The following is a 24,837-nucleotide window of genomic DNA, read 5'->3' as shown; positions in this document are numbered from 1 at the left end:
CCCGCGCCTTCACACGAACTTTCGCTCCCTCAGCCAGCCTTCAAGGCACACAGTCCACGGTGGCGAGCCCGGGAGCATGCCGAGTCCGTGGCCGCCTTTTTCAAAAACATGCAATGCGAAGGGCACCGACGCGCGCCTCAGCGCGTTCGCGAACAACATGGAGTTTTCCACTGAAACGACAGGATCCTCCAGCGTGTGCCAGAGAAACGTGGGCGGCGTTTGCGGCGTCACCTGGGTTTCAGTGGACATTTGCCAAGCGAGATCGGCGGGAGGATTCGGGCCAAGAAGATTGTCCATTGATCCGGCGTGGGCGGCGGACGTGCCGCACGAAATCACGGGATAACAAAGAACGCCCAAATCGGGGCGCGCGCTTTCGCGCTCGACGGGATCGTCGCCTCCGGGCCGCCCGGCGTCGTAATGCGTGAGCGCGGTCGAGGCGAGGTGCCCGCCGGCGGAGCAGCCGATGATGCCCGCGCGGCTTGGGTCACGCCCCTCCTTGCGCGCGAGATGCCGGACGAGACGCATGGCCCGCAGGACATCCAGCATCATGCACGGATGGCGATAACCGTTGGACGCAAGCCGGTAGGTGAGGACAAAACTGGTGATGCCGCGTTGCGTGAACCACGGGGCAAACCCCGCGCCCTCGTGTCCGGTCAGGCTGCAATAACCGCCGCCGGGAACGATGAGCATGGTGGCGCCGTTTGGGTTTGCCGCCGCGTGGCGCGTGAGCGTCGGGATATCGGTGGGCGCGGAGCCAAGAGCGCCGGGCGCCGCGTCCTTCCACAAGGGGATTGTGTCGGTTGTCATAATGGATGGGGATGCCTTTTGGATTTCTGCTCCTCGTTATGTATCTATTCAGTGCGCCGCCACCGCCCGCGCAACCTCATCCGCTGCGTGCAAGGCAACCGCCCAATTGCATTATACATAACCGGCCTTGCCCATGGGTATGAAAACAGAAGTTTTATGATTTCATATCAGAAGGCAGCCCAGGCACACCGGCCGCCGCCAGTCGCGCGTCCTCGGCGGTTTTCTTTTTCCAGTTTCTATACACTTTTATAAAGAGAAACACCGCGGCAAACTGCCACACCGCGCTCCACGCATAGGCAAATTGATAATTGTCCACCCAATCGAAAAACGGACCAACGACGAGGTTCAGCAGCATCACAAAAACAGTGGCGGAAAGCGTTTGCGCGGAGCAGAACTGGCCCATCTTGGCGCGAGGATAAATTTCCACATTCATCACGCCCCATGAAATCGAAAACAGAAAGTGGCACAGTGTGATAAGCCCCATGAAAATGAGCATTGTCGTGGGTGTGCGCAGGAAGAAAAACGACGCCACGTTCACGCAAGCCCACAAGCCCAGCGCAATCGGCATCATGCGAAGCGATTTGAATTTATCCACCATCGTGCCGAGCAAATACCCAATTATCACAATCCCAAGCTGCGGCCACGCCTGCATTTTCCCTATGGTATCCATGCTGAACCCGAGTGTCTCCTTCCAGTGAAACAGCCGGAACGTATTCGCAACATTGCTGCCCTGATACACCAGGAACGCCAGAAATACCCACACATAATACGGATTTAAATAACACTCCTTCACATAGGTCGCCACCGGACCGAAAATTCTCACATGCCACGCGGGCTTTTCAACACCCGGGGCGATTGGTTCGGGCGGCGGATACTCGCCCTCCTTTACCATGATCAAACTCACGATATAACAGACGGCGCATGCCCCGGCCAAACCGCCGTAAATCCATTTCATATTATGCTCGGCAAGTCCGAACACCCAATAATTCCAAATAAACTGTTGTATCATTGTGACGATTCGCAAAATCGCATTAAATCGTCCCATCACAGACTTCGGCACCACGTCGATAAAAAACAACGTGAAGATCGCCAGAATAAAATTATTAAACACACCCGACACCACATAACAAAAACCGATCGCCGCGACCGCGCCACGCGCCGACCCCGGCGTGCAAAACTGCGCGACAAACGGCAGGTGCGAAAACCAGTTCCAAATATCGGGCATCCACGGAATCAATCCCATGATAATAACCATGGGCGGGGTGCAGATCAGCAGAAACGGCCTGCGCCGCCCCCACTTCGTCCGGGTGCGGTCCGACCATGTGCTTGCAAGCGGATTTATCCAAAAAGTAAACAGCGATCCCAGCGTGCCCAAATACAACGCGATTTCAGTGTTTGTCGCCCCGTGGCTGCGGATCAGAATGCCGGTGAGGTTCGGCTTGATCTGCTCCATCAGCATCAAAAAGAAATCATTAAACATCAGCCACCCGAACAACACAAGCAGCCCGCCCTGCGTGTAGCGGAGCGTGCCCACCGACCAAATCTTTTTGCCGGTTTTTTGGTCGATGCTGACATCGGGGGGAAGTTTTTCGGTGTGATGAAATGACATGATCTTAATTTGTCTTAATTATAAAATAATCCGCCGCTCGATATCCGCGCCCACCAATATCGATTCAGTTTTGTTATTGTGAAATATGCGAACCTCCCCGGCCCCTTGGGCCGCCATGCGCGCCTCCGAACCTGTGATGGTTAGGGCGATCCCGGGGCCGTCGCTCTCCACGCGCCACCCGCCGTGCGAAAGACTCCCCTCGCCCATCAGGGCCAGCACCTGGCGGTCGGCGCCGAGCAGCAAGCCGCCCGATTTTCCTGAAAATTCGTGATCTTCGCCATGACTGTCGATGCGCGCATCGCGTCCAAACCACACACGATTAACAGTGCCGTCCGCACCCGTTATTCGCGCGCCCGTTATGCGCCCCGAGTTGTCTTTCAACGCCTCCGCGCACACCTGATCCCGCTCGCCCCTTCCCGCGTCGAGCGGCTGCAACACCGCCAGATATTCGCGCGCGCCGCGCTTTGCGACTTCGAGATGCTGCATGGCAAACCACTCCGACGGAGCGCCGCGGTATTCAAACGTCGGCAGTTCGCTCACCGACTCCGCATCCATTTGCTGCCCCGGGAACAAGACCTGCAAATCCACCCCGAATCGTCCCGGGAAAACAAAACCGTTTTGCGCGCCGCCCCGGGGCGAACCGCCCACGACCTGCAAATGCCACTGGCTGGGGATTTCCGGCGACACCGAAATCGCGTCATGCACAACCAGCGTGCGCCCGTCGATCCACGCCAGCGAACGCACAATGCCCGCGGGCGCATGGTAGCGCCGGAGGCAGTCCTGAATGCGCTCGCGGCTCGGCCTGTCGCCGCACCACACGGGCTCGTCCGGCGGCACCGGCCCCGCGTGCGAGCCTTGGGTAAATTGAAATGCGGGCGAGGCCGTGAAAACTTTTTCAAGGCGTCCCGCCATCATCGGCATCTTCACATCATAAAACGACAGCGTGCTGTGCCGCCACGCCTCGCCCGCCTCGCCGCCGTCAAAAAGAAGCGGCTTCCCGTCCGCGAAAAATATGATGCCCCCCTCGGTGCGGTGATAACGGTATCCGCCCGGCCCTTGTTTCAACAGCACGCAGCCCTCGCGTTCCGTGTCCACGCCGTGGCGCAGCATCGCGCCAAATCCCTCCAGGCGGCGGCTCTCCAGTTTTATCACGGGCGCGGAGGGAATGTCCTCCTCATCGATCACGGTGAAAAACAGCGGCAGGTTGCCGAATGTCGCGCTCGAATAAATGTCGTGGAAAAGCTGCTCGCCCTCCTGCTCGACGGGCAGCGCATAGTTTGTGAGCAGGCGTTTGCCATCGGCGTTGGAGAGGAAATACGCGTCGATTAATTCCTGTCCGAATTTTCTATCCACCTCCGTCGCGCCCGTGTCGCGAAACAGTTTTCCAATCGTCGCGTAGTGTTCCGGCAGCCAGCGCCCGACGGTCGCATGGTCGCCGATTGGCGCGATCTTGCGCACCTTCTCGACACGGGCATACAGGGACGCCCCGCTCTCCGCCCCGTCCTTGGCGCCGTCGCGCATGACCGCGTAGGAGACCGGATTCGGAGGCGTCAGCAAATTGATTCCCCACATCAAAAAATCCTTGAGCAAGGGAATCTCGTCCAGGCGCACCCGACCGTGCTGCACCAGATGATAAACAAGATTCATCCTGCATTTCGCCGCCTGCAAATAGTAGCATGCGGGATTCTCCTGCCATTTGCCGCTGCCCGGCGTGCAATACACTTTCAGCGAGCGCTTCGTGACATCAACCAGGTGCGCGCGAAATTTTCCCGAGTCCGGATGCCCGTCGAACGCCGCGCACACCGCGCCAACGATATCCGTGCGATCGGCCTCGAAGTTGGCGTTGCGCGCGTTGAAGCGCCAGTTCATGAAATCCGTCTCCATATACATGTGCCCCATCAGCACGAGAAAATCGCGAACCGTGCGCTCGTCCTCCTCGCTGAACACGCCGCTCGCGGCGATCAGGTCATACTCCTCCGCCCACTCGGTGATCGGCCGGCCGAGCACCGGCGAATACATGTCGGACCAGTCGCGCCCGAGCAAAACCATGCGGCTGCGCACCTCGGCAATGCACACAAGCTCGGTTCGTTTGCGCCATGCAACAAGCGGATCGCCATCGACCGCAAACGCCAGCCCCCGCCCCGGCCCGCGCACATTGTCCCCCGCGATTTTTTTCCACAAGCGCTCGAAGCGCGGCGAGCGGCGCTTCCTCCGAAGCCCGGGCAACTGCCCGCGTTTGGCCACGGCATGCGGGCGCGCCTGCGCGTCGGGCACGTCGAAATGCCAGTCCTTGAAATCCTGCAACCGTGGCGACGAATACGCATGTTGCGCGGCGGAAAATTCCTTCCACACGCCGTCGTTTGCCTCCAGCGAGGAAACGAACAATCCCCAGCGCCTCTCCCCGTCGAAAAATCCAAAGCGAAAAAATGCGTCGCCGGCCCTGCTTGTGCCCGCGTGAATCGGCGAGATCGACGAACCGAGCATTTCGGGATACGGCCAGTCGAGCTCGTAATTCGGCTTCCCGTCCTCCCCGAGCGGCCCCTGCGCAATATGCTCGAACTCGCGGTCAATCCACTCGCCGCGGCGCATCGAAAAAACACCCACGTAATCACGTTCGGCCAGGCCGTCCGCCGTCATCGCAAAGGCAAAACATTGCGGAGGCACCCACCAGGGCACCGACTCCACCATCTCGCCATGCACGGCATCCTTCGCCTCAAGGTTAAACCAGTGCCGTCCGCCATCGGGATTCTCCCTCGTCCAGTTTCGAAAACCGCGACCGCCGGAAAACTCCTTCAGCGAAAACTCGAAGGCGGCCCCGTCCAGCCTTGGCGAGATTTCGCGCGCACCAAGAAACGCCTCGCCCGCGTATGCCGTGAGTATCAACGTGTAAACGGAACCGTTGCTCAGCGCATGTTCGCAACTGATCTCCACCATCACAGGGCCTTCGTGAACAATGCGCACATCGCGCTTCACAACGCGCACGCCCTCCGGAAAAACAAAGCGCCCGCGACCGCGCCAGCGCTCATCCACACCGCGCACCGCGACAATCGGCGGCGCGTCAGGCCGCGCATCAGGGCCGCTGACTCGAAACTGCGCCGCACCGGTGTCGATAATCCATTCGCCATTTTCCAGCCCCTCCTTCTTCAGGCGCGGAAAGCCGGAAGGCTCCGCCGTCACAGGCCGCGGCTTCGCGTTTTCGGAAGCATAAAAACCGACAAAACGATTCGAGCGAGCCGGCAAGTCAACCATCACGATCACATCATCCCCGGCGACCTGATGCGATATCTCCATGCCGTTCGCGCCGCATCCATCACCGGCAAGCATGACGCGCAGCGGTTCGCCCGACGCGTTGAAATTCTCCGGCAATTTAAGACGCAGCGCCTGTTTTCTGAATTCGTAATAAAACGGATTATGCAGGCGCGTCTCCCCGAGTTTTCGCCATTCGCAACCCGAGGCATCGTTGAGAACCGCCGGCAGCGGATTCGCAATCTCTCGCGACGGCGCGCTTGTCCATTCGGCGGCGACCAGGCGCCCGAGCTTCGTTTCCTCACCGGCGCGCACCTTGATCGCCCGGGCCAGAAAGCGCGTCGCGATCGCATGCGTGTTCGCATCGAGTGTCACGGCCAGAAATTCCTGCATGCCTTCCGGCACGTCTTTTATGCAAAACGCGCCGGCCTCGTCGGTATGAGTCACGAGTTTTTTCATCGGCCCGATGACAGGCGCGTAGTCCGCGGCCCAGTGCGTGTAGGCGGCCGGATTCGCATGCTCCACGCGCACCGGCAATCCGAGCGTCACCGTCACGCGCGACGCGGGGGTTCCATCCGGCATCAGGATCACTCCGCTTATGCTGCCGGTGCCCGGAGCGGTGTCTTCCGCCACAACACTGGGGCGCTCCAAACCGGCGTCCGCCGCGAGCCCCGGGGGAAACGCCATGCCTCGTTTGCGCAAACTCGACGCCAGCTCCATCCTGTCATCGTCGCTTTTTGCTTTCTTGAGCGCGGCCTCGTAACGCTCCTTCGCGAGCGCGCGGTATTTCGACTGATACTCGTCGAGCGTGAGCCCCGCCACGGCTTCAGGAGAAATCCGGTAACTGCTTTCGCGTATCAACCCGTGCGCATCCTCCGCGAGACGGCGCGCCACGGCGAACGCCTCGTCTTTCAGCACCCGCCCATGTTTTTCGAGCAGCGCCTGCGCCTCGTGAAATTCAGCGAGCGACACATGCGCGTCATGCAAACCGAACACCGCCGCGGCCGTGCAGGTTTCTTTTTTTCCCACCAAAATTGCCCCCGCGCGCCGGGCTGTTTCGAACCGCATCTCCGCAAGCAGCCGCGGCAGGATGGAAACATTGATGTCTGTCAGGGTCGTGCGCATGGGGAGTGTTTGGGAATGTTACACAATGCAAATCGCAACAGTGTTCGCACGCGCTGCAAACAGAAAGCATACACGCAAACAATAATCGCGGGACAGATAGGAATAAAGCGGACCTTTCGCGAACACGATCAGGGTTAACAAAGTTCGGCCTCGACCATGATTTTTGAACCGGACGGAGCCGCCGGGATGACATTGCCCGTGATTTCGCGGCCATCGACGGTGAGGCGGGCGACGCCCTTGCTGAGGTTGCTCGGGTTGCGAACGGTGATGATGTATTCAACTTCCCGATACACACGGCGCACGGTGAAGCCGGGCCAGTTTTTCGGCATGCACGGGTCGATGCGCAGTCCGTCGTAGGTCGGCTGGATTCCGAGGATGCCCTGCGAGACCGTCACAAATGTCCATGCGGCGGTGCCGGTGAGCCAGGCATTTTTCGCCTCGCCGGGCGTCGCGGCATCGCGGCCCGCGATCATTTGCGCATAGACGTAAGGTTCGCAGCGGTAGGTTTCGATTTGTTGCTCCTTCGCGGCGGGGCAAATGCTCAGGTAATACTCGTAGGCGCGGTCGCCTTCGCCGAGCTGGCACCAGCCGAGATGTATCCATGTGTTGTTGTGGCAGAAGATGCCCGCGTTTTCCTTGTAGCCGGGCGGGTAGCTGGTGACTTCGCCGAGGTTGAGGTGATAGGTCGAGTAGGCGGGTTGTTGCAGGATGATGCCGTCGGGTGTGTAGAGATGTTTGTGAACGCTTTCGAGCGCCTGCCGTGCGCGTCCGTTGTTTGCGCCTGCGCCGCCGAGCACGCACCACGCCTGGCTTTCGATAAAGATTTTCCCTTCGCCACAGGTTTTCGAGCCGACGGGTTTTCCGGCCGCGTCGAAGGCGCGGATATACCACTCGCCGTCCCATGCGTGGGTTTCGACGGCGTCGAGCATGGTCGCGTGCTGTTCCGCGATGCGAGCGGCGTCGGTGTCGCGTTGCAGCCAGCGGTAGAGCGCTTCGAGCTCGCGTGTGGCGTGGAGAAACAGGCCTGCGATCATCACGGACTCGGCGATGGAGCCCTTGACGTCGCCTGCGCATTGGAAGGACTCGTTGGGTTCGGTGGAAAAGCAGTTGAGGTTCAAGCAATCGTTCCAGTCGGCGTGGCCGATGAGCGGCAGGCCGTGCGGACCGCGTTGTTTCATCGTGTAGGCGATGCTGGTTTCGAGGTGGTGCAGGAGCGTGTCGCGGCTGCCAGATTTGTCCGCGTAACCGACGGGTGTGTCGAGGATGGCACGGTCGCCGGTTTCCTTTATGTAGGCGCAGGTGCTCAGGACGAGCCAGAGGTGGTCGTCGTAAAAGTCGCCGCCGATTTCGGCGTTACCTTTTTTGGTGAGCGGCTGGTATTGGTGGTAACAAGTCCCGTCGCTGAGTTGCGTGGCGGCGATGTCGAGGATGCGCTGGCGGGCGCGGTCGGGCAGCATGTGCACGAAGCCGAGGATGTCCTGGTTGCTGTCGCGGAAACCCATGCCGCGTCCGATGCCCGTTTCGAACATGCTGGCGGAACGCGAGAGGTTGAAGGTCGCCATGCACTGGTATTGGTTCCATGTGTTTGCCATGCGCGCCGCAATCGGGTCGGGGCAGTCGGTGACTTGAAACGCGGACAGATGCGAGGCCCATGTGGCGCGCAGGCGGGCGAAGGCGTCATCCACGGCGGCGATGTCTCGGTATTTCGCCATGATCGCGCGGCCCTTGGTTTTGTTGATGACAAAGGGCGCCGTGAACTTGGGATTCTCCGGCGAGTCGGGGCCCTGGTCAATGTAGGCGAGCACGAAGGCAAACTCGCGCGTCTCGCCGGGTTTGAGGTCGAGTTCGATGAAGTGCGAGCCGATGGGATTCCATCCGTGCGCGATGCTGTTGCGCGGCTTGCCCGCGAGGACGGCTTGCGGTTCGTGAAGGCCGTTGTGCACGCCGACGAAGGCGTCGCGGTCCGTGTCGTATCCATTAATTGGATGCGCGCAGCCGAAGAGCGCGTAGTGGTTGCGCCGCTCGCGGTATTCGGTCTTGTGGTAGATCGCGCCGTCGCCGGGCTCGACCTCGACTTCGCCGATGGAATACGTGCGCTGGTAATTGGTCATGTCGTTGAGCGCCTCGAACAGGCAGAACTCGACAAAGGAGAAGATCTGCACTTTGCGCGGCACGGGGCCGGTGTTGCGGATGGTCGCGCGCCAGAGTTCGAGCGTTTCGCCGGGCGGCACGAAGAAGAGCATTTCGGTTTCGATGCCGTCGCGCGCGCCGGTGATGCGCGTGTAGCCGGTGCCGTGGCGGCACTCGTAGCGGTCGAGCGCGGTTTTCATTGGCTTCCATCCGGGATTCCACACATCGCCCGTCGCCGCGTCGCGGATGTAGAGGTAACGTCCGCCGAGATCCATGGGGACGTTGTTGTAGCGGTAGCGCGTGAGGCGGCGCAGCTTCGCGTCGCGCCAGAACGAGTAGCCGCCGGCGGTGTTGGTGCACAGGCCGAAAAAATCGTCCTGCCCGAGGTAGTTGAGCCACGGCAGGGGCGTGTCGGGACGAGTGATCACATACTCGCGATTCGCGTCGTCAAAATATCCGTAGGGGTTGGAGGCGGGGGCGGGATTGGTGCTCATGTTTTGTTGAGGAAACCCCATTGGTTGCGGCATTTTTGCAGCGCTGAACACCGGCACGATATCCATACACTCAGCGGCAGTGTTCCGTTTATCATTATTTGTGTGTCGATTCTGTATCACGATTTTCGGCCCTTTTGGGATTTTCAAAACGCCTATTTTTGCCACGGTTCCGTTCGCACCTTTTATTCTTATGAACCTCCCCAAAAATCGTCGTGTCCTTCCGCGCATTCACGCCCTTGCCGTCCTCGCAGCCGGCGTTTTCACATTGTCCGCTGTTCACGCGGCGCTCCCGGTCGTCTCCGATGGCGAGACGGTCGTCTTCTCGGAAGACTTTGCGGACAACAGCAACAAATGGACGAGCGTTGCCGGCGAACCCGTTGTCAAACACGCCCTGATCGCCGATTCATTTTGGGGACCGTCAATCATCTCGGACGGCAAGGATGTGGCGTCCAACGCATACCTTCCAAAAATCGTCGATCTCGCGGACGGCCCCATCTCGGTTTATTTCCGGGTTCGCACGGAAAACCCCAGGGGCACGGATGGCAGCCGCTTTGAGATCACTCTTCGCGAATCCACCGGCAACCATCTTGTCACGCTCTCGCTCCGCCCCGCGCTGCCCGTCGGCATAGCCTATCGCGATCCCGCGGGCAAGGGCACGCGAACCAATGTCGGCAGCACCTCGCGCCTTTTCAAAAAGCCCGGTGCACTGGTCTCGTTCAAACTCGTCGTCACCCCCGGCAAGGACCGGTTTCCCGCGACGGCCGAGGTGTTTTATTACGACGAGACAAAGGCCGTTTACACGAGCCTGGGCAAGGCGGCGGACGTCGTGAATCTGACAACCGGAAAATTCAACCGCCTCTCGATCTTCAGCCGCAACGGGGAAAAAGGCGCCACGTGGTTTGACTCCGTGGCAGTCGCCCAGGCCGCCAAGTGACAATCGCCGCCACGCGCACGGGGATGGCGGATCGAGCGGGATGTTGTTTCATGCAAGCCCGATTGGGCGCCGCCCAACCTCGGCGTGAACGACCTGAACAACATTCGGGAAGCGCGTTTCACACACGCGAGTTTGGCATCGTGACGTTCGCGAACTAAACGCGTGGCTCCGCGCCGCGCAAACGCGGACTGTATGATTTCTGTGCGGCTTAACCCGTGCCGTCGTATTTTTTTGATCATATATAAAACACCTCCCTAATCCCCCCACATGACACATCGCGTCTCCAGCGTCATACGCACGCTCGCCATCCTTATTTTTTGCATGAGCGCCAGCATCAACACCAACGCCGCGCAACCCGCGCGCCAGGGCAGCACCATCGCCGGTTTCGCAGCGCGCGCGGAAGCCCGAGAGCCGCTCACCGTCGTGTTTTTCGGCGGCTCGCTCACTTGGGGCGCAAACGCCTCCGATCCCAACCGAACCAGTTATCGCGGGCGCATGATGCGGTGGCTCCGCGAAAAATATCCCCGCACATCCTTCAATTTTCATGATGCCGCGATCGGCGGCACCGGCTCGGCGCTCGGCCTCTTCCGGCTCGACCGCGACGTGCTCGCGCACATACCCGATCTCGTTTTTCTCGATTTCACGGTCAACGACGGCATATCCGGCGCGGACGAGTTTAACATGGCCAGCTACGAGCGCATTGTTCGCAACCTGCTCGAGTCCGGCGCGGCAGTCATGCCCGTGCTCACCTGCATGCAGGCGCAGATGATCGACACCGACCCCGCGCAACCCGCGCGCACGGCGGCGCACCAAAAACTCGCCGACGCCTACGGCCTTCACACCGCCGACATCATGAATCATGCGCGCCGCGCCATCGCCGAGGGGCGCGCCGATCCGGTGAAAATGTATCCGTTCGGCAGGGACCGCACACACCCGGACGATTGTGGTTACGAGATTTTTTTCGAGGCCGTGCGCGATGCGTTTGTGAAAGCGGCCGCCGCGCCCGCGCCTAAAACCGCGCCCATTCCGCCGAAAACAGTTTACCCCGATCTCTACCCCGAACGCACGCGCCATGTTCTCGCAAACACGCCGCTGCCCGAGGGGTGGAGTCGGGTTCATTGCTACCGCAACGCCATGTGGTTCGACCGGCTTTCGGGCCGCTGGATCGGCGATGTCGCGCGCACTGAAACCAACGCCCCGCTGAGCGTCGCGTTCCGCGGTTCATTTGTGGGACTCGTGGGGAGAGCAGCCCGATAACGGCGCCGTTTCGGGTGTGGATAGACGGCGCCCCGGTCCCGCAGCCAAACTCGAAAGCCGCCGACCCGTTTCTTTGGGACATAAGCACCAAGCGCTTTGACAGTCCCACGGACGGCGCCGGATGCCTCTTCGCCTGGGTGATGATCACCAAGCAACTCGGCGACGGCGCGCACACGCTCAAAATAGTCCCCGATTTTTCGAACGCCGCCAAGGGCGCGGACCTTCGGATTGAGAGCATCTGCTCCGCCGGGCGCTGACGTATCCATTTATCAAATACAAAACCATGAAAATCCATTCCGCCGCCATTGCCGTTTTTCTTGCCCTCGCCCCGACACTGGCCGCCGCCCCCGCGGCAATCACGCCCGTGTTCCCCTTCAGCCTCGCGCCGGGCGGCGTTGTCAACGACGACGCCCTTGCCGAGTGGGAAAACGGAGCCGAAAAACCAATCACAGCGCGCGGAAACACAATCACCTTCGGCAACTCCAAGAGGCACGGGCCGCGCCATCTGCGCATCGCGTTTCACACGCCGCAAGAAATCGGCTCCATCCTCGTCCTTGGCGGCGGGCGGTTAAGCGTTCTCAAGCCCGGCGCGCCCGTCCCCGGCGACATGGCGGACGAATCGCAATGGATACCCGCGCAACGTTTCTCCGCCGGCCGCATGACGGACAAGGTTCCGGGAACCGGAGCCGCGGGAAACATCCACTGGCTCAGCGCCGCCGACAACCAAAAGACCACGCAGCTCACGCTTTGGGTGCTACCTCCCGGCACCGTCACAAGCGCGCTGCGCTTCACCCACACCGCCGCGCAAACCGATCTGCACTACGCGGGCACGCTCGGCGCGGTGACGCTCCTCTCCGGGCGTTTCGCAAACATCGCGCCGCTCGCCGTCGCCTCGGCCAGCGCCGACAGCCAATATGCCGGGCGCATTTCCAACGAAACCGCCGAGGGTGCGAACGGCGCCTGGGCAAACATCAACGCCAAAGAAACGCCCGGCGCATCCGCCCCGTCCGTTTCCCCGGGGCGCCCCGAATGGACGGTTCTCACATGGCCGGCGCCCGTCGCGCTCGGCGGCCTTGTCGCCGTCTGCCCCGGCTTCGCCTCCGCCGAGGCGCAAGCCTACGCGGGGCCGGAGGAGCAAAATCCCCGCGACGCGGGCGACGCCCACTGGGAGCGTATCGGAATTTTGAATACGAACGCGGGCGACGCAAACAAACAGCCCCAGCGCCACTCCACGCTCCATCTCCCCTTTGAGCGAGAAATAACCACGCGCGCCATCCGCGTCAAAATCACCGCGCCGCTCGGCGACGGCGTGAAACCCGCGAAATCCGGCAAACGCGTCTGGCTCGGCGAGCTTCTCGCGCTCTCCTCCCTCGGCGCAACCGCGCCCGAAACTTTCGCGACCAGCCTCGCCGCCGCGCTCGACGCGTCCCCGCCCGCGCACCCGCCGATTCCGATTCGCTTCACGCTTCCGCGCGCCGGCCGCGTCACGCTCGTCATCGAAAACCCCGACGGCACGCGCGTCCGCAATCTCTTTTCCGACACGCCCTTCCCCGCCGGTGAAAACACCGCGTGGTGGGACGGATGCGACGACCTCGGGCGCGATCCCGACGCGGCCATGCACGGCGTCTTCAACATTCCCGCGCGCCCCGTCGCCCCGGGCAAATACCGCGTGCGCGGACTTGTGCGCGACGAGATCAAGCCGCACTACGAATTTTCGGTTTACGCCTCGGGCAATCCTCCGTGGAACACCGCGGACGCCTCCGGCGCCTGGCTCGCCAACCACACGCCGCCGCAGTCCGCGCTTTTTATACCCGCGGACCAATCGCCCGTCGCAAACGAGCCGCTGGTGCTGCTCGGCTGCTTCATCACCGAGGGTCCCGCCGGACTCGCCTGGGTCACGCTCGACGGCCGCAAACTCGGCGGCAAGCGCTGGGTCGGCGGCCATTGGACGGCCGCGCCCTACATGGCGCGCGATACGGGCGACGATCCCGCGAAAAAAGTCCCCGGCGATGTCGCCTATGTCGCGTCCGCTTGGGAATCCGGGAAAAATACCCGCACACCCGAGCTGCGCATCACCGCCGTCGTCGCCAACAAGAACATCACGCTCGCCAACGCGCACGATGCCTTCGCCGGCAGGGATCGCGAAGTCATCAAATACGTTCTCGGAAAAATCCCCGGCTCCGGCCCCATGCAGGGCGGCGCCAACGAAATGGAAACAATCGTCAGCAAGGAGATCGGCGGCATCGCCGTTTATAACGGCCTCATCGCAGTCAGTCTCACCGCAAAAAACCAGCTCATGTTTGTGGACGCGCGCTCGGGCGGGCACCTCACCACCATCCCGCTCGACAAACCGCGCGGCCTCGCCTTCGACGCACAGGGCCGCCTCCTCGCCATTTCCGGAAAACGCCTCGTCCGCTACGACTCGCTCGCCGATCTCTCCGCCCTTCCCGCCCCCGCCGCACTCATCTCCACCGGCCTTGAGGCGCCCGCGGGCATCACGATCAATTTTGATGGCCCGCAAAACACCGGTGACGCGCGCGGCACCCTCTACATCAGCGACCACGGAAACAGCCATCAGGTGAAAGTGTTTTCCCCCGACGGAAAACCGCTCCGCACAATCGGGAACCCCGGCGCACCCGCCGCCGGCGCCTACGATCCGCTTCACATGAACAATCCATTCGGCCTCGCCGTTGATTCGCGCGGACGCCTCTGGGTTGCCGAAAATGATTTTCTGCCGAAACGCGTCAGCATCTGGACCCCCGACGGCAAGCTCGCCAAGGCGATCTACGGTCCCGGAAAATACGGCGGAGGCGGCACGCTCGATCCCGTGGATCGCACGCGCTTTTATTACGCCGACGAAAAACACGGCGCGATGGAGTTTCGCCTCGATTGGGACAAGGGCGGCTATGAGCTCGCCCGCGTTTATCACCGCGCCAGCGCGACCGACATGCCGCTCGCATTCCGCAGCGCCGGCCCCGAGACGCCGCTTTATTTCAAAGGCAGGCGTTACTTCACCAACTGCTACAACAGCAATCCCACCAACGGACATGGCACGGCGTTTTTGTTTATCGAGCGCGACGGACTCGCGCGCCCGTGCGCCGCCATGGGCCGCGCCGCCGATTGGGCAGTCCTCAAAACAGATTCCTTCAAAAAACGCTGGCCCGAGGGCACGGACCTCAATGCCAAAAATGCCCGCGCCAATGTCTTCTTCATTTGGCACGACTTGAACGGCGACGCACAAGCCCAGCCCAATGAAGTTTCCTATATCAAAGGCATTGTTGATGGAGTCACGATCATGCCCGACCTGTCGTTCTGCGTCGCCCGACTCGGCAACGAAACCAAGGGCCAGTCCGTCCGCTTTGCGCCCGTCGGGTTCACGAACAACGGCGCACCGCGCTACGACATTTCCAAGCCCGTCGTCCTCGCCGAAGGCGTCATGCGACCCGCCTCGTCGGGCGGCGCGCAAGTCCTCGTCTCCCCGCTCAACGACGGATGGACCGCCGTCACGCTCGGCATCGCACCCTACGACCGCCTCTCGATCAGTGGCGCGCAAAACGCCGCGCCCAAATGGAGCTACCCGAATCCGTGGCCCGGGCTGCACGCCTCGCACCGCGCGCCCGCCCCCGACCGCGCCGGGCAACTCATCGCGCCGACGCGACTTCTCGGCGGTTTCTTCAGCCCCGGCAAAACCTCCGACGCCGGCCCGCTCTGGGCCACCAACACCAACCACGGGCGCGTCCACATTTTCACGCGCGACGGACTGCTCGCCGCCACGCTCTTCGAGGACATGCGCAAGGGCAAAATCTGGCGCATGCCCTCCGCCACGCGCAACATGCCGCTCGACGGCGTCACGCTCGGCGAGGAAAACTTCTGGCCCACAATCACCAGCACCTCCGACGGCAACGTTTACATCGTCGATGGCGCGCGCAGCGCCCTCATCCGGCTCGACGGAATCGACAGCATTCGCCGCCTGGCCGATTTCCCCATCAACATCACCGCCTCCGATCTCGAAAAAGCCGCCGCCTGGCGCGTCGAGGCCGAGGCCGCCCGCCAGCGTTCGCTGGGCAGCGGAACGGTTGAAATTCAAATGCAAAAATCCGGCGCGCCCGACTGGGGCGCCGCGCGTTTTGTCGACATCGACAAGGCGGGCGTCGCCGCCTACTTCAGCTCGCGGAGCAAACCCTACGATGTCACCGCCGCCCTTGCCGTTTCCGGCGACAGGCTCCATGCGCAATGGCGCACCGGCGATCCGAAACTCCTCGCCAACACCGGCGAGCAGCCCGTCGCCCCGTTCAAAACCGGCGGCGCGCTCGACATCATGATCGGCGCCGACGCCGGCGCCGATCCCGCGCGCAAAACCCCGGTGGCCGGCGACCAGCGCCTCCTCATAACCGTCGTGAAAGGCAAGCCGCTCGCCCTGCTCTATCGCGCCGTCGTGCCAGGCACAAAGGCAAGGGACCGCGTCCCCTTCTCCTCGCCCTGGCGCACGATTCATTTCGACCGCGTGGACGACGTGAGCGCGCAAATCCAATTCACCGCCGGCAAGGACGGCGTCTATGAAATCGCCGTCCCGCTAAAAACCCTCGGCCTCGCGCCCGACCGGCTCAAACCCGGCGCGAAACTCAAGGGCGACATCGGCATCCTCCGCGGCGACGGCAACCAGACCACCGCGCGCCTCTACTGGCACAACAAGGCGACCGGCATCGTGAGCGACGTTCCCGACGAGGCAATGCTGCGGCCCGCATTGTGGGGCGCGTTCGAGTTTCGCTAACAAAACGCCGCGCCTGACCGCATCGCCCCGCCTGTATTCAATTTTATGATACGAAAACCAATCCTCCTCCTCGCACTCGGCGCGCTTCTCGCCACCGCCCCCATTCGCGCCGCCGATGATGATTCCGGCGCCACCATGTCCTACGTCACCAACGTCACGGTCGTGCCCGCGCCCGGTGCCGTCACCATCGACGGCCGCGACAACGACTGGGATCTCTCCGCAGGCATGTGGAGCTACAACAGCCCCGAGCTCGTGGACACGTATTCCATCTGGACACACATGATGTGGGATGAAAAAGGCATCTACTACCTCGCGCGCATCCACGACATCGACCCGCTCAAAAACGCCTCCAAGGGTGTCGACTTCGACCGCGCCTGGCGTGGCGACGCCGTGCAGCTGCGCACGATCTTCGACAACAAATCCCCCGACGAGCATCAAATCCACATCACGCTCTACTACTCCACCGCCGAGCAAAAACCCTACATGCTCGCGCAACACGGCGGCTGGCGAGACAAGCCGCCCTACGACAACACCGGCCCCGCGCGCCCCGACCTCACGAAGCGCTTCGGCAACTCCATGGAGGCCTTCGGCGGCAAGGTCGCCATGCGCGCGTGGGACAACGGCAAGGGCTACAACATGGAGGCCTTCATGCCTTGGAGCTACCTGCGCCTCGGCGGCAAGCCGATCGCGCCCGGCGGCCAGTTTGTCATCGGCTGGGAAACCATGTGGGCCGCCAACATGGGCCCAGGCGACGTCCCCGAGTCCAGCACCAGGCACCGCCTCGCCGACGGCGTGAACACGCCCAAGGCCAACCGCATTTTCATGTTCCGCGCCCGCGACCACTGGGGCTCCGCGACGATCTCGAACACCGGCAATCTCAACATCACCGCCGGGCAACGCGCGCTCCAGCAACAACGCCTCGCCGCGCTCCTCAACCTCGACACCGCCGGCTCCATCGCGATCAATTACACGATTCCCGCCATCGCCGCCGACGCGCCCGCGCGCGAGGTCACCATCGCCATCGACAACGCCAGGGGCGAGCGCGTCCGCAATCTCATCGCGCAGTATCCGCGCACCGGCGAAAAAATCACCGACTACTGGGACGGTCTCGACGACGCCGGCAAACCCGTCGCACCCGGTTCCTACACCGCCGTCATCGCCGACCACGCGCCCGTAAAACTCGAACTCCTCACCACCGTTTACAACGCCGGCACGCCGCCCTGGCTCACCCTCGAAAGAAACGTGACCTGGGGCAGCGACCACGGCTCCGCCACATCCATCGCCACGCACGGCAAACGCGTTGTCGCGGGCTTCTCCATGCCCGAGGCCGGGCGCGGTATGAGCAGCCTCGACATCGACTCCGGCGCCGACTGGAGCGTGCGCACCTCCGCCTCCGACATCATCGCGACCGATGATTACATTTACGCCTTCGAGTTCGACATCTGGCAGAAAAAATACCTCGTCACACGCATCGACGCCAAAACCGGCCGCACCGCGCCCTTTGTGCTTCCAGACGGCCGGCAACTCGTTTCGCGCGAGCTCGACCTGCCGCTCCCCAAGGTCGATGTCGCCTCCGCCACCGCCATCACCGAGGGCCTCGCGCGCGTGGCGTTCGCGCAAAGCATCACCATCGCGCTCGGCGAGCGCGCGCTCTGGCTTCTCCTGCCCGAAAACAAACTTTATAAAATCGACATCGACTCCGGCCAAATTCTAGAAAACCGTCCCGCCCCCGGCCTCCGCGCCATCCGCTCGCGCAATGGAAATATCTACGCCGTCCTCGCCGACAAAACACTCTGGCAACTCAACGCCTCCACGCTCGAGCGCCAGCGCCAGCTCCTGAATCTCTCCGCGGTCAGCAAGCCCGTGCGAATCGGCGTCTCGCAAGACGAACGCCGCGTCGCCGTCTGCGACGCCGGCACAAACCAGGTGTTCGTTTACGACCTCAACGGCGACGCCGCGCCCTCCGCCATCATCGGCAAACCCAAACCCGGCGCGACCGACCGCGCCGCCGGACCCTTTGATCGCGACGATGTCATGCTGCCCGTCTCGGCCGACTTCGACGCGCGCGGACGCATCTGGATCGCCGAGGGCACCTCCAACGTCCACCGCGTTTCCGTTTGGAAACCCAACGGTTCCTTCGACGACGAATACTGGGGCGCGTCACCCTACGGGGCCACGCACGGTTACGCGATTCCGCACGACCCCACGCGCTTCATCGCCATGGGGCTTGAGTTCAAAGTTGACGCCGGCATCGACTCCGCGCGCCGCAAGTCCGCCGAAATCCCGCTCTATTACCACCCCGCCCTCGTGCGCACGCAGGGCCAGGTCCGACGCGTCACCGACGCCGGCGGGCGCGTCCACGAATTCGCCTTTGCCACGGGCCCCACCGACCAGCGCGCGCTCATCATCTGCCGACGCGCCGCGAACGGCGAGTTCGTTCCCGCCACCGCGCTCTTCCCGCCGATCGACAACCGCACGCGCCGCGACCGCACGCCGCTCAGCGAATTCCTTCCCGACTCCAAGCAGCCTTGCGCCTGGATTGACAAAAACGGAAACGGCTGCGTCGAGCGCAACGAGCTCATCACCGCCGGCATCGCCTTCAAGGCCCACTACTGGTCGCCCGGCTGGGTGCGCCCGGACATGACCATCTTCGATCCCGCGCAAAACATTTACCCGCTCCAAAAAATCGACGCCAACGGCGTCCCCGTTTACGATTTCAAAAATCCGCGCCGCCCGAAAAACACCATAACCGTCATTGAGCGGCCCAGCTCCTGCGGCACGCCGCTCGTTGACGACGCGGGCAACATCACCGACGGCATCAGCTACCACACCGCCGACGGACGTCGCGGCGCCTATCCGAATCCCTACGGCCGCTGGGACGCGCCCGCCGCGCGCGCCGGCCTTCTCATCGCCCCCTTCCGCACCAACGGCGTCATTGAAAACATCCCCGGTGTCGGCAGCGCCACCATGCTCCAAGGCGACCGCGGCCAGTGGTTCATGATGAGTTTCGACGGCCTCTACCTCACCTCGCTCTTCCAGGACATCAAGGGCATCGTCACCATGGACGCCACGCACATAGGCGGCGAAAGTTTTGGCGGCCACGTCTGGCGCGTCACCGACGGCCCCATGAAGGGCAAAGTCCTGGTGCAATCCGGCCAGGCATATTTCGGCATCTTCGAAGTCAAGAACCTCGACACCATGCGCCGCCAGACCGTCGCCCTCAAAGTCACAGCGGACGACATCGCGCGCGGCCGGGCCATCGCGGCCTCGCGCAAAAAATCCGACGACGCCGAGGCCCCCCTCGTCATCACCAAGCGCAAAACACTTCCCTCCGCCGCGCCCGCGACAACCCTCGCCCGCGGCGACGCACTTGCAAAAGACACGCCCTTCACACTGGTGCGGGAAAGCGGCAACGATTCGCGCTGGTTCAAAGTCTCTCTCCTCGCCGACAAGCGCGAACTTGCGCTCGCCTGGCAGGTCGCCGATCCCTCGCCGTGGAAAAACGGCGCCGACAACATCACGCACGCCTTCATCGGCGGCGATGCGCTTGATCTCAAGCTCGACATCCCCGGACGCGGCCCCGTCCGGCTCCTCACAGCAAAAGTCAACGGCGAACCGCGCGTGATTTATTGGCAGAAAAGCGCCTCCAAAAAGGAAAATCCGCAAACCTACGTCGTCGGCAACAACCTCTCCAACGCGCGCAACTTCGACATCGTGAAGATTCTGCCCGGCGCAAAAATCGATGTGAAAATCGCGCCCGACGGCAAGGGCTACACCGCGCTCGTGCGCATCCCGCTTGCCGACATCGGCCTCGATGGAAAGAAGCTCCCCGAGAAATTGCGGGGTGTCGCCGGCGTCATCTATTCCGACGCATCCGGCACAAACCGCGCCGCGCGCCTCTACTGGCACGACAAGGCGACCGACATGGTCAACGACGTGCCCACGGAATCCGACGTAAACCCGGCCCGCTTCGGCGAAATCGAAATCAAGTAAATGGAAGGGGATGCCTTCCCTTTTCAAAAACTCCCCGGTTAACAAACCAGCAAAATGAGAAAACTGACGTCGCTTTGTAGGGGCGCACCTTGCGTGCGCCCTCGTATGCGAATAGCTGTTTGCATGCGCATTCACAAAGCGGGCTAGCATCAGAGCGCACGCAAGGTGCGCCCCCACAAAACCCAAGTCGAAACATGAGTTCGTCAGCGCCCTCCGTTTTCTTCGCCCCCAGCGCGCGCTGGATTTGGTCGGCGCAAGCAACACGCCCCGCACACAATGTCGTTTGTTTCCGTCGCGAGTTCGAAATCCACGGCGGTATCCAAGCGGACGCTGACACGCCCACCCTGCTCATCACGGCCGACTCGCGTTATGAGGTTTACGTCAACGGCGTTTGGCTCGGCCACGGCCCCGCGCGCTCGTGGCAATCGCCCTGGCCCGTTGATCCCTACGACTTGCGCGCCGTGCTTCGCCCCGGGCGCAATGTCATCGCAGTCCTCGCGCAGCACTTCGGCATCGGCACATTCCAATATCTGCACGCCGCGCCCGGCATGATCGCGCAGCTCGCATGGCGCGACGCTTCCGGCGCGCGCACGCTCGTCACCGACGATTCCGGCGAATGGCGCGCGGCACCCCACGCCGGGCACCTCTGGCCAGTCCCGCGCATCAGTTGCATGCAGGCATGGGAGGAGCAATTCGACGCGCGCGCCTTTCCGCACGACTGGTCCTCGCACACGCCCCCGGCCGAAACCGCCGCGCAACTCGCCGCATGGCCGGCCGCCATTGCCGTCGCCAACGCGGGCGGAGGCGCGCACGACAAATTCGTGCTGCGCGACATCCCGCAACTCACCCGCAACCCCGTCGATCCGGTTCGCGTCCGCGAGGTCGAAGCCGTTCGCACGGCCGACTATTCGTGGAATCTCAACCCGCGCGCATATCTCAATCCGGACGATTTCACGGCCAACGCGCCGTGCTGCGACATGCTGTTGCTCACGCATATTTACAGCGAGCGAGCGCAGGCGATCCAGCTCCACCAACCGCACCTCCGCCCGTTTGTCCCGTGGACGCTCAATGGAAAACCACTCGCCTTCGACGACAACACGCTCCAGCGCACCGACACCGGAGTCGCGCACGCCCGCCTCAAGGCCGGGTGGAACACCCTCATGTGCGAGATGCCGCCGCGCGACCGCTACTGGTGGATCGTTCTCAACGTCTGGGTCGCACGCCCCGTCACATGGGCGGCCTATCCGCGGCACGCGGACGACGCGCCGGCGCCCTGGCTTGCGGTCGGCCCGTTCGAACTCCCCGCCCCGCCTCCGATCACCGGCGAACAACATCCTGTTTGCGCCGCCGCAATCCCCTCCGGCGCCACCGCTAAACAATTCAAGCGCATCCGTGCGCGCGGATGCCTCGACGACGGCGAACTCGCGGCCGAATATGTTCGCCCGCTCACGCGCGACATGGTCGCTGGCGCCGACATCTACGCGCAATGCGCCTCGGAGCGCGTCATCCCCGACATTCGTCCGCGCGTCGAAAACCCGGCCGCGCTTCAACACGGCACGGCGGAATGGACAACCATCCATCCAACGCCCGCAAGCGGCGGCGTCCGCCTGTTGCTCGACTTTGGCCGGGAGGTGATCGGTTATCACGAAATCGAAATCGACGCGCCCTGCGGCACGATTGTTGACAACCACAACTTCGAGTTCATCCAGCCCGACGGCCGTTTCAATCTCGCGGAAAACATGAAGAACTCCTTCCGCTATATCTGCCGGGAAGGTCCGCAACGTTACCGCACGCTCGTCCGCCGCGGTTTTCAGTATTCCTGGTTCAGCCTGCGCAACTTCGACCGGCCCGTTCGTATTCGTCACATTCGTGCGCTCCTCAGCACCTATCCGCAGCAACGCCAGGGCGCGTTCACCTGTTCCGACACGCTGCTCGAGCGAATCTGGGAGGCCGGCGCGCACTCCGTCTGCTGCTGCTCCGAGGACACCTACACCGACTGCCCCAGCTACGAGCAGACATTCTGGGTTGGCGACGGCCGCAACGAGGCGCTTGTTGACCTCGTGGCAAACGGCGACCCGCGCCTCAGCGCGCATTCCTGGCGCGTCGCCGCCCAAAGCCTCGCGCGTTCGCCACTCGTCGAAAGCCAGGTTCCCAGCGCGTGGCAGAACATTCTTCCCGCGTGGAGCTTTTTGTGGATGCGCTGGGCGGAGGAGCATTACCGGCACACTGGCGACCATGCCTTCGCTCGCGAAATGATCCGGGCCATCGACCTCAATGTTGACGGCATCGAAAGCTTCATCAGCCCGCGCGGCCTCATAAAAATCCACGCATGGAACATGTTTGACTGGGCCGCGCTCGACACGCCCTCAGGCGGCGAAGTCACGCACCTCAACTGCCTCGCCGTCCTCGGGCTTCGCCAGTGCGCCGCGCTCGCCCGCGCCCTCGGCAGGGATGCCGCCAGTCAAGCGCGACGCTGGACGCGCCTCGCCGACAAAATCGCCGCCGCGATCAACACGCATCTCTGGGACGCGAAACGCCGCGCCTACATCGACTGCATTCGCGCCGACGGCACGCGCTCCGTCGTGTTCAGCCAGCAAACCCACACCGCCGCAACCATCGCGGGCGTTCCGACGCCGGAGCGCGCCGCGCGCGCGCGCAAAATCATGAGCGAAGCCCCAGAAGGGTTCGTAAAAGCGGGCAGCCCGTTCTTCATGTTTTTCGTCCTAGAGGGTCTCGCCCGTGAAAAACGCGGAGCCGACATGACGCGCCTCATTCGCGACTATTGGGGCAAACAAATCAAGGCCGGCGCCACGACGTTCTGGGAAATGTATCACGCGGACAAACCGCGCATGACCCGCAGCCATTGCCACGGCTGGTCGGCCGCGCCGACGTATTTTCTCAGCGCCCACGTTCTCGGCGTGCAGCCCGCCAGACCCGGCTACGCCACCGTGCGCATCGCCCCGCAACCGGGCGGGCTTGATTGGGCGCGCGGACGTGTTCCGACTCCGCGCGGAGTTGTCGAAGTTTTCTGGAAAATAAACCGCGACAAAAAACGCGCCGCAAACGCCGCGCCCGCATTTGAGCTGCGCGCCACGCTGCCGCCGGGCACGCCCGCCGAGATTGAAATTCCCGCCGAAGTAGATCCCAAGGCCCGCGTGAAAATTTTCGCGGGAAAAATACGAAACGCATCCGCCGGCGCCGCGCGGCGCGTTTGCGCGACAGGAGAATCACTTCACATCATTCTCGTCAGCTGAGACCTCATGCCTCCGAACGGTTGCGCGTGGATGAATCTTTTCGATTCTCACGGACATCCCGCAAACATTCCGGCTAATTGTTCCTTTTCTGTATATGCGCCGCAATGGGTCTATTTACTTGATGGTGATTTGCGCGCGCCGGATATTTTGCGCATGATATTTCGTTTTCCAGAAAACCCCATTCTTCGCCCGGCGGACGTCAAGCCGAGCCGCCCGGACATGGAGGTCGCATGCCTGTTGAATCCGGGCGCGTTTGTCCACAACGGGCGCATCGGCCTTTTGCTGCGCGTGGCGGAGCGTCCCGTGCAGGAAGACGGTTTTATATCCACACCGGTGCTTGATCCGGAGGCTCCGGATGGAATGCGCATCGTGAAATCCAGCACGGCCGAACGCGGACAGGCTTCGGACGCCCGCCTGTTTGTCCACGAGGGGCAATGTTACCTGACCACGCTTTCGCACCTGCGCCTCGCGTGGAGCGATGACGGTGTGCGCTTCGAGGTCGAACCGGAACCCGTGCTGATTGGTAATGGAAAACTCGAAAGCTTCGGCATTGAGGACGCCCGCGTGTGCTGCATCGACGGTGTTTATAACATCACCTACACGGCGGTTTCCGACGCGGGTTACGGCGTCGGCCTGATACGCACGAAAGATTGGAAAACTTTTGATCGGGAAGGGATGATCTTCCCGCCGCCAAACAAAGACTGCGCGCTGTTTCCCGAAAAAATAAACGGACATTATTACGCGCTGCACCGCCCGACGCACAACGACATCGGCGGACCGTGGATATGGATTTCACGCTCGCCGGATTTGCTGCACTGGGGCGCGCACCAATGGATCGCCCGCCCGCGCCCCGGCTGGGAGGCGATGAAGATTGGCGCCGGCGCCGAGCCCATTCGCACGCCCAGGGGGTGGCTTGAAATTTATCACGCCGTGGACGCAAAGGGCGAATACTCACTGGGACTGCTGCTTCTGGATTTGAACGATCCGACAAAAGTGCTGGCCCGCTCGACGAGCCCGATCATGCGCCCGGCGGAGGATTACGAAACCGCCGGGTTTATGCAAAACGTGGTGTTCACAAACGGCCATGTCGTCGATGGCGACACGGTGACGATGTATTACGGCGCCGCCGACTCGGTGATTTGCGGAGCCAGGCTGTCGATTGCGCAAATGCTCGAATCGCTCAATGCGCTGGATTCGGGCGAGTGAGCGATGAGGGG

Annotated in this window: 11 protein-coding genes; 7 read left to right on the top strand and 4 right to left on the bottom strand. The window is 62.5% G+C overall.

Annotation, left to right across the window (positions count from 1 at the left end):
• Positions 1-9: 9 nt before the first annotated feature.
• From CKA38_RS08865 to CKA38_RS08850, 4 genes are all read right to left on the bottom strand, one after another.
• Positions 10-807, bottom strand: a complete 798-nt coding sequence (locus CKA38_RS08865; protein ID WP_108825146.1) for an alpha/beta hydrolase — start codon at positions 805-807, stop codon at positions 10-12.
• Between the two features lie 154 nt (positions 808-961).
• Positions 962-2,416 (bottom strand): MFS transporter, encoded by a 1,455-nt coding sequence (locus CKA38_RS08860; RefSeq protein ID WP_108825145.1) that lies wholly within the window; start codon positions 2,414-2,416, stop codon positions 962-964.
• Between the two features lie 18 nt (positions 2,417-2,434).
• Entirely contained in the window at positions 2,435-6,787 is a 4,353-nt protein-coding gene (locus tag CKA38_RS08855) for a peptidase associated/transthyretin-like domain-containing protein (RefSeq protein ID WP_108825144.1), read from the bottom strand.
• A gap of 134 nt (positions 6,788-6,921) precedes the next feature.
• Positions 6,922-9,411 carry a glycoside hydrolase family 94 protein gene (locus tag CKA38_RS08850; RefSeq protein ID WP_108826513.1) on the bottom strand — a complete coding sequence of 830 codons (2,490 nt, stop codon included), beginning with the start codon at positions 9,409-9,411 and terminating at the stop codon, positions 6,922-6,924.
• A gap of 190 nt (positions 9,412-9,601) precedes the next feature.
• Between CKA38_RS08850 and CKA38_RS08845 the strand changes: the two genes are divergently transcribed.
• The 7 genes from CKA38_RS08845 to CKA38_RS08820 all read left to right on the top strand — a co-directional run bounded on the left by CKA38_RS08845 (position 9,602) and on the right by CKA38_RS08820 (position 24,826).
• Positions 9,602-10,345, top strand: a complete 744-nt coding sequence (locus tag CKA38_RS08845) for a hypothetical protein (RefSeq protein WP_108825143.1) — start codon at positions 9,602-9,604, stop codon at positions 10,343-10,345.
• A 267-nt stretch (positions 10,346-10,612) separates the two neighbouring features.
• Positions 10,613-11,602, top strand: a complete 990-nt coding sequence (locus tag CKA38_RS08840; RefSeq protein WP_236918975.1) for an SGNH/GDSL hydrolase family protein — start codon at positions 10,613-10,615, stop codon at positions 11,600-11,602.
• Positions 11,603-11,616: 14 nt separating this feature from the next.
• On the top strand, positions 11,617-11,859 hold the full coding sequence (locus CKA38_RS16375; protein ID WP_236918974.1) for a hypothetical protein: 243 nt from the start codon (positions 11,617-11,619) through the stop codon (positions 11,857-11,859).
• A 26-nt stretch (positions 11,860-11,885) separates the two neighbouring features.
• A complete protein-coding gene (locus tag CKA38_RS08835) occupies positions 11,886-16,373 on the top strand; it encodes an NHL repeat-containing protein (RefSeq protein ID WP_108825142.1) in 4,488 nt (1,495 codons plus the stop codon).
• A 45-nt stretch (positions 16,374-16,418) separates the two neighbouring features.
• Positions 16,419-20,366: a FlgD immunoglobulin-like domain containing protein gene (locus tag CKA38_RS08830; RefSeq protein ID WP_108825141.1), complete on the top strand. Its 3,948-nt coding sequence runs from the start codon at positions 16,419-16,421 to the stop codon at positions 20,364-20,366.
• A 194-nt stretch (positions 20,367-20,560) separates the two neighbouring features.
• Entirely contained in the window at positions 20,561-23,620 is a 3,060-nt protein-coding gene (locus tag CKA38_RS08825) for a family 78 glycoside hydrolase catalytic domain (RefSeq protein WP_108825140.1), read from the top strand.
• A gap of 153 nt (positions 23,621-23,773) precedes the next feature.
• Positions 23,774-24,826 (top strand): glycoside hydrolase family 130 protein, encoded by a 1,053-nt coding sequence (locus tag CKA38_RS08820; RefSeq protein WP_202863887.1) that lies wholly within the window; start codon positions 23,774-23,776, stop codon positions 24,824-24,826.
• The last annotated feature ends 11 nt before the right edge of the window (positions 24,827-24,837 follow it).

It is taken from the genome of Ereboglobus luteus (genome assembly GCF_003096195.1).
GTDB classification, from domain to species: Bacteria; Verrucomicrobiota; Verrucomicrobiia; order Opitutales; family Opitutaceae; genus Ereboglobus; species Ereboglobus luteus.
Note: the sequence above shows the minus strand (reverse complement) of the source record. Positions and strands in the feature narration are given on the sequence as shown.

Bases quoted from the DNA above. Each gene is read 5' to 3' on its own strand.
- CKA38_RS08835 (WP_108825142.1), top strand. From the start codon at position 11,886: ATGAAAATCCATTCCGCCGCCATTGCCGTTTTTCTTGCCCTCGCCCCG.
- CKA38_RS08820 (WP_202863887.1), top strand. From the start codon at position 23,774: ATGATATTTCGTTTTCCAGAAAACCCCATTCTTCGCCCGGCGGACGTC.
- CKA38_RS08840 (WP_236918975.1), top strand. From the start codon at position 10,613: ATGACACATCGCGTCTCCAGCGTCATACGCACGCTCGCCATCCTTATT.
- CKA38_RS08850 (WP_108826513.1), bottom strand. From the start codon at position 9,411: ATGAGCACCAATCCCGCCCCCGCCTCCAACCCCTACGGATATTTTGAC.
- CKA38_RS08860 (WP_108825145.1), bottom strand. From the start codon at position 2,416: ATGTCATTTCATCACACCGAAAAACTTCCCCCCGATGTCAGCATCGAC.
- CKA38_RS08845 (WP_108825143.1), top strand. From the start codon at position 9,602: ATGAACCTCCCCAAAAATCGTCGTGTCCTTCCGCGCATTCACGCCCTT.
- CKA38_RS08855 (WP_108825144.1), bottom strand. From the start codon at position 6,787: ATGCGCACGACCCTGACAGACATCAATGTTTCCATCCTGCCGCGGCTG.
- CKA38_RS08865 (WP_108825146.1), bottom strand. From the start codon at position 807: ATGACAACCGACACAATCCCCTTGTGGAAGGACGCGGCGCCCGGCGCT.
- CKA38_RS08830 (WP_108825141.1), top strand. From the start codon at position 16,419: ATGATACGAAAACCAATCCTCCTCCTCGCACTCGGCGCGCTTCTCGCC.
- CKA38_RS08825 (WP_108825140.1), top strand. From the start codon at position 20,561: ATGAGTTCGTCAGCGCCCTCCGTTTTCTTCGCCCCCAGCGCGCGCTGG.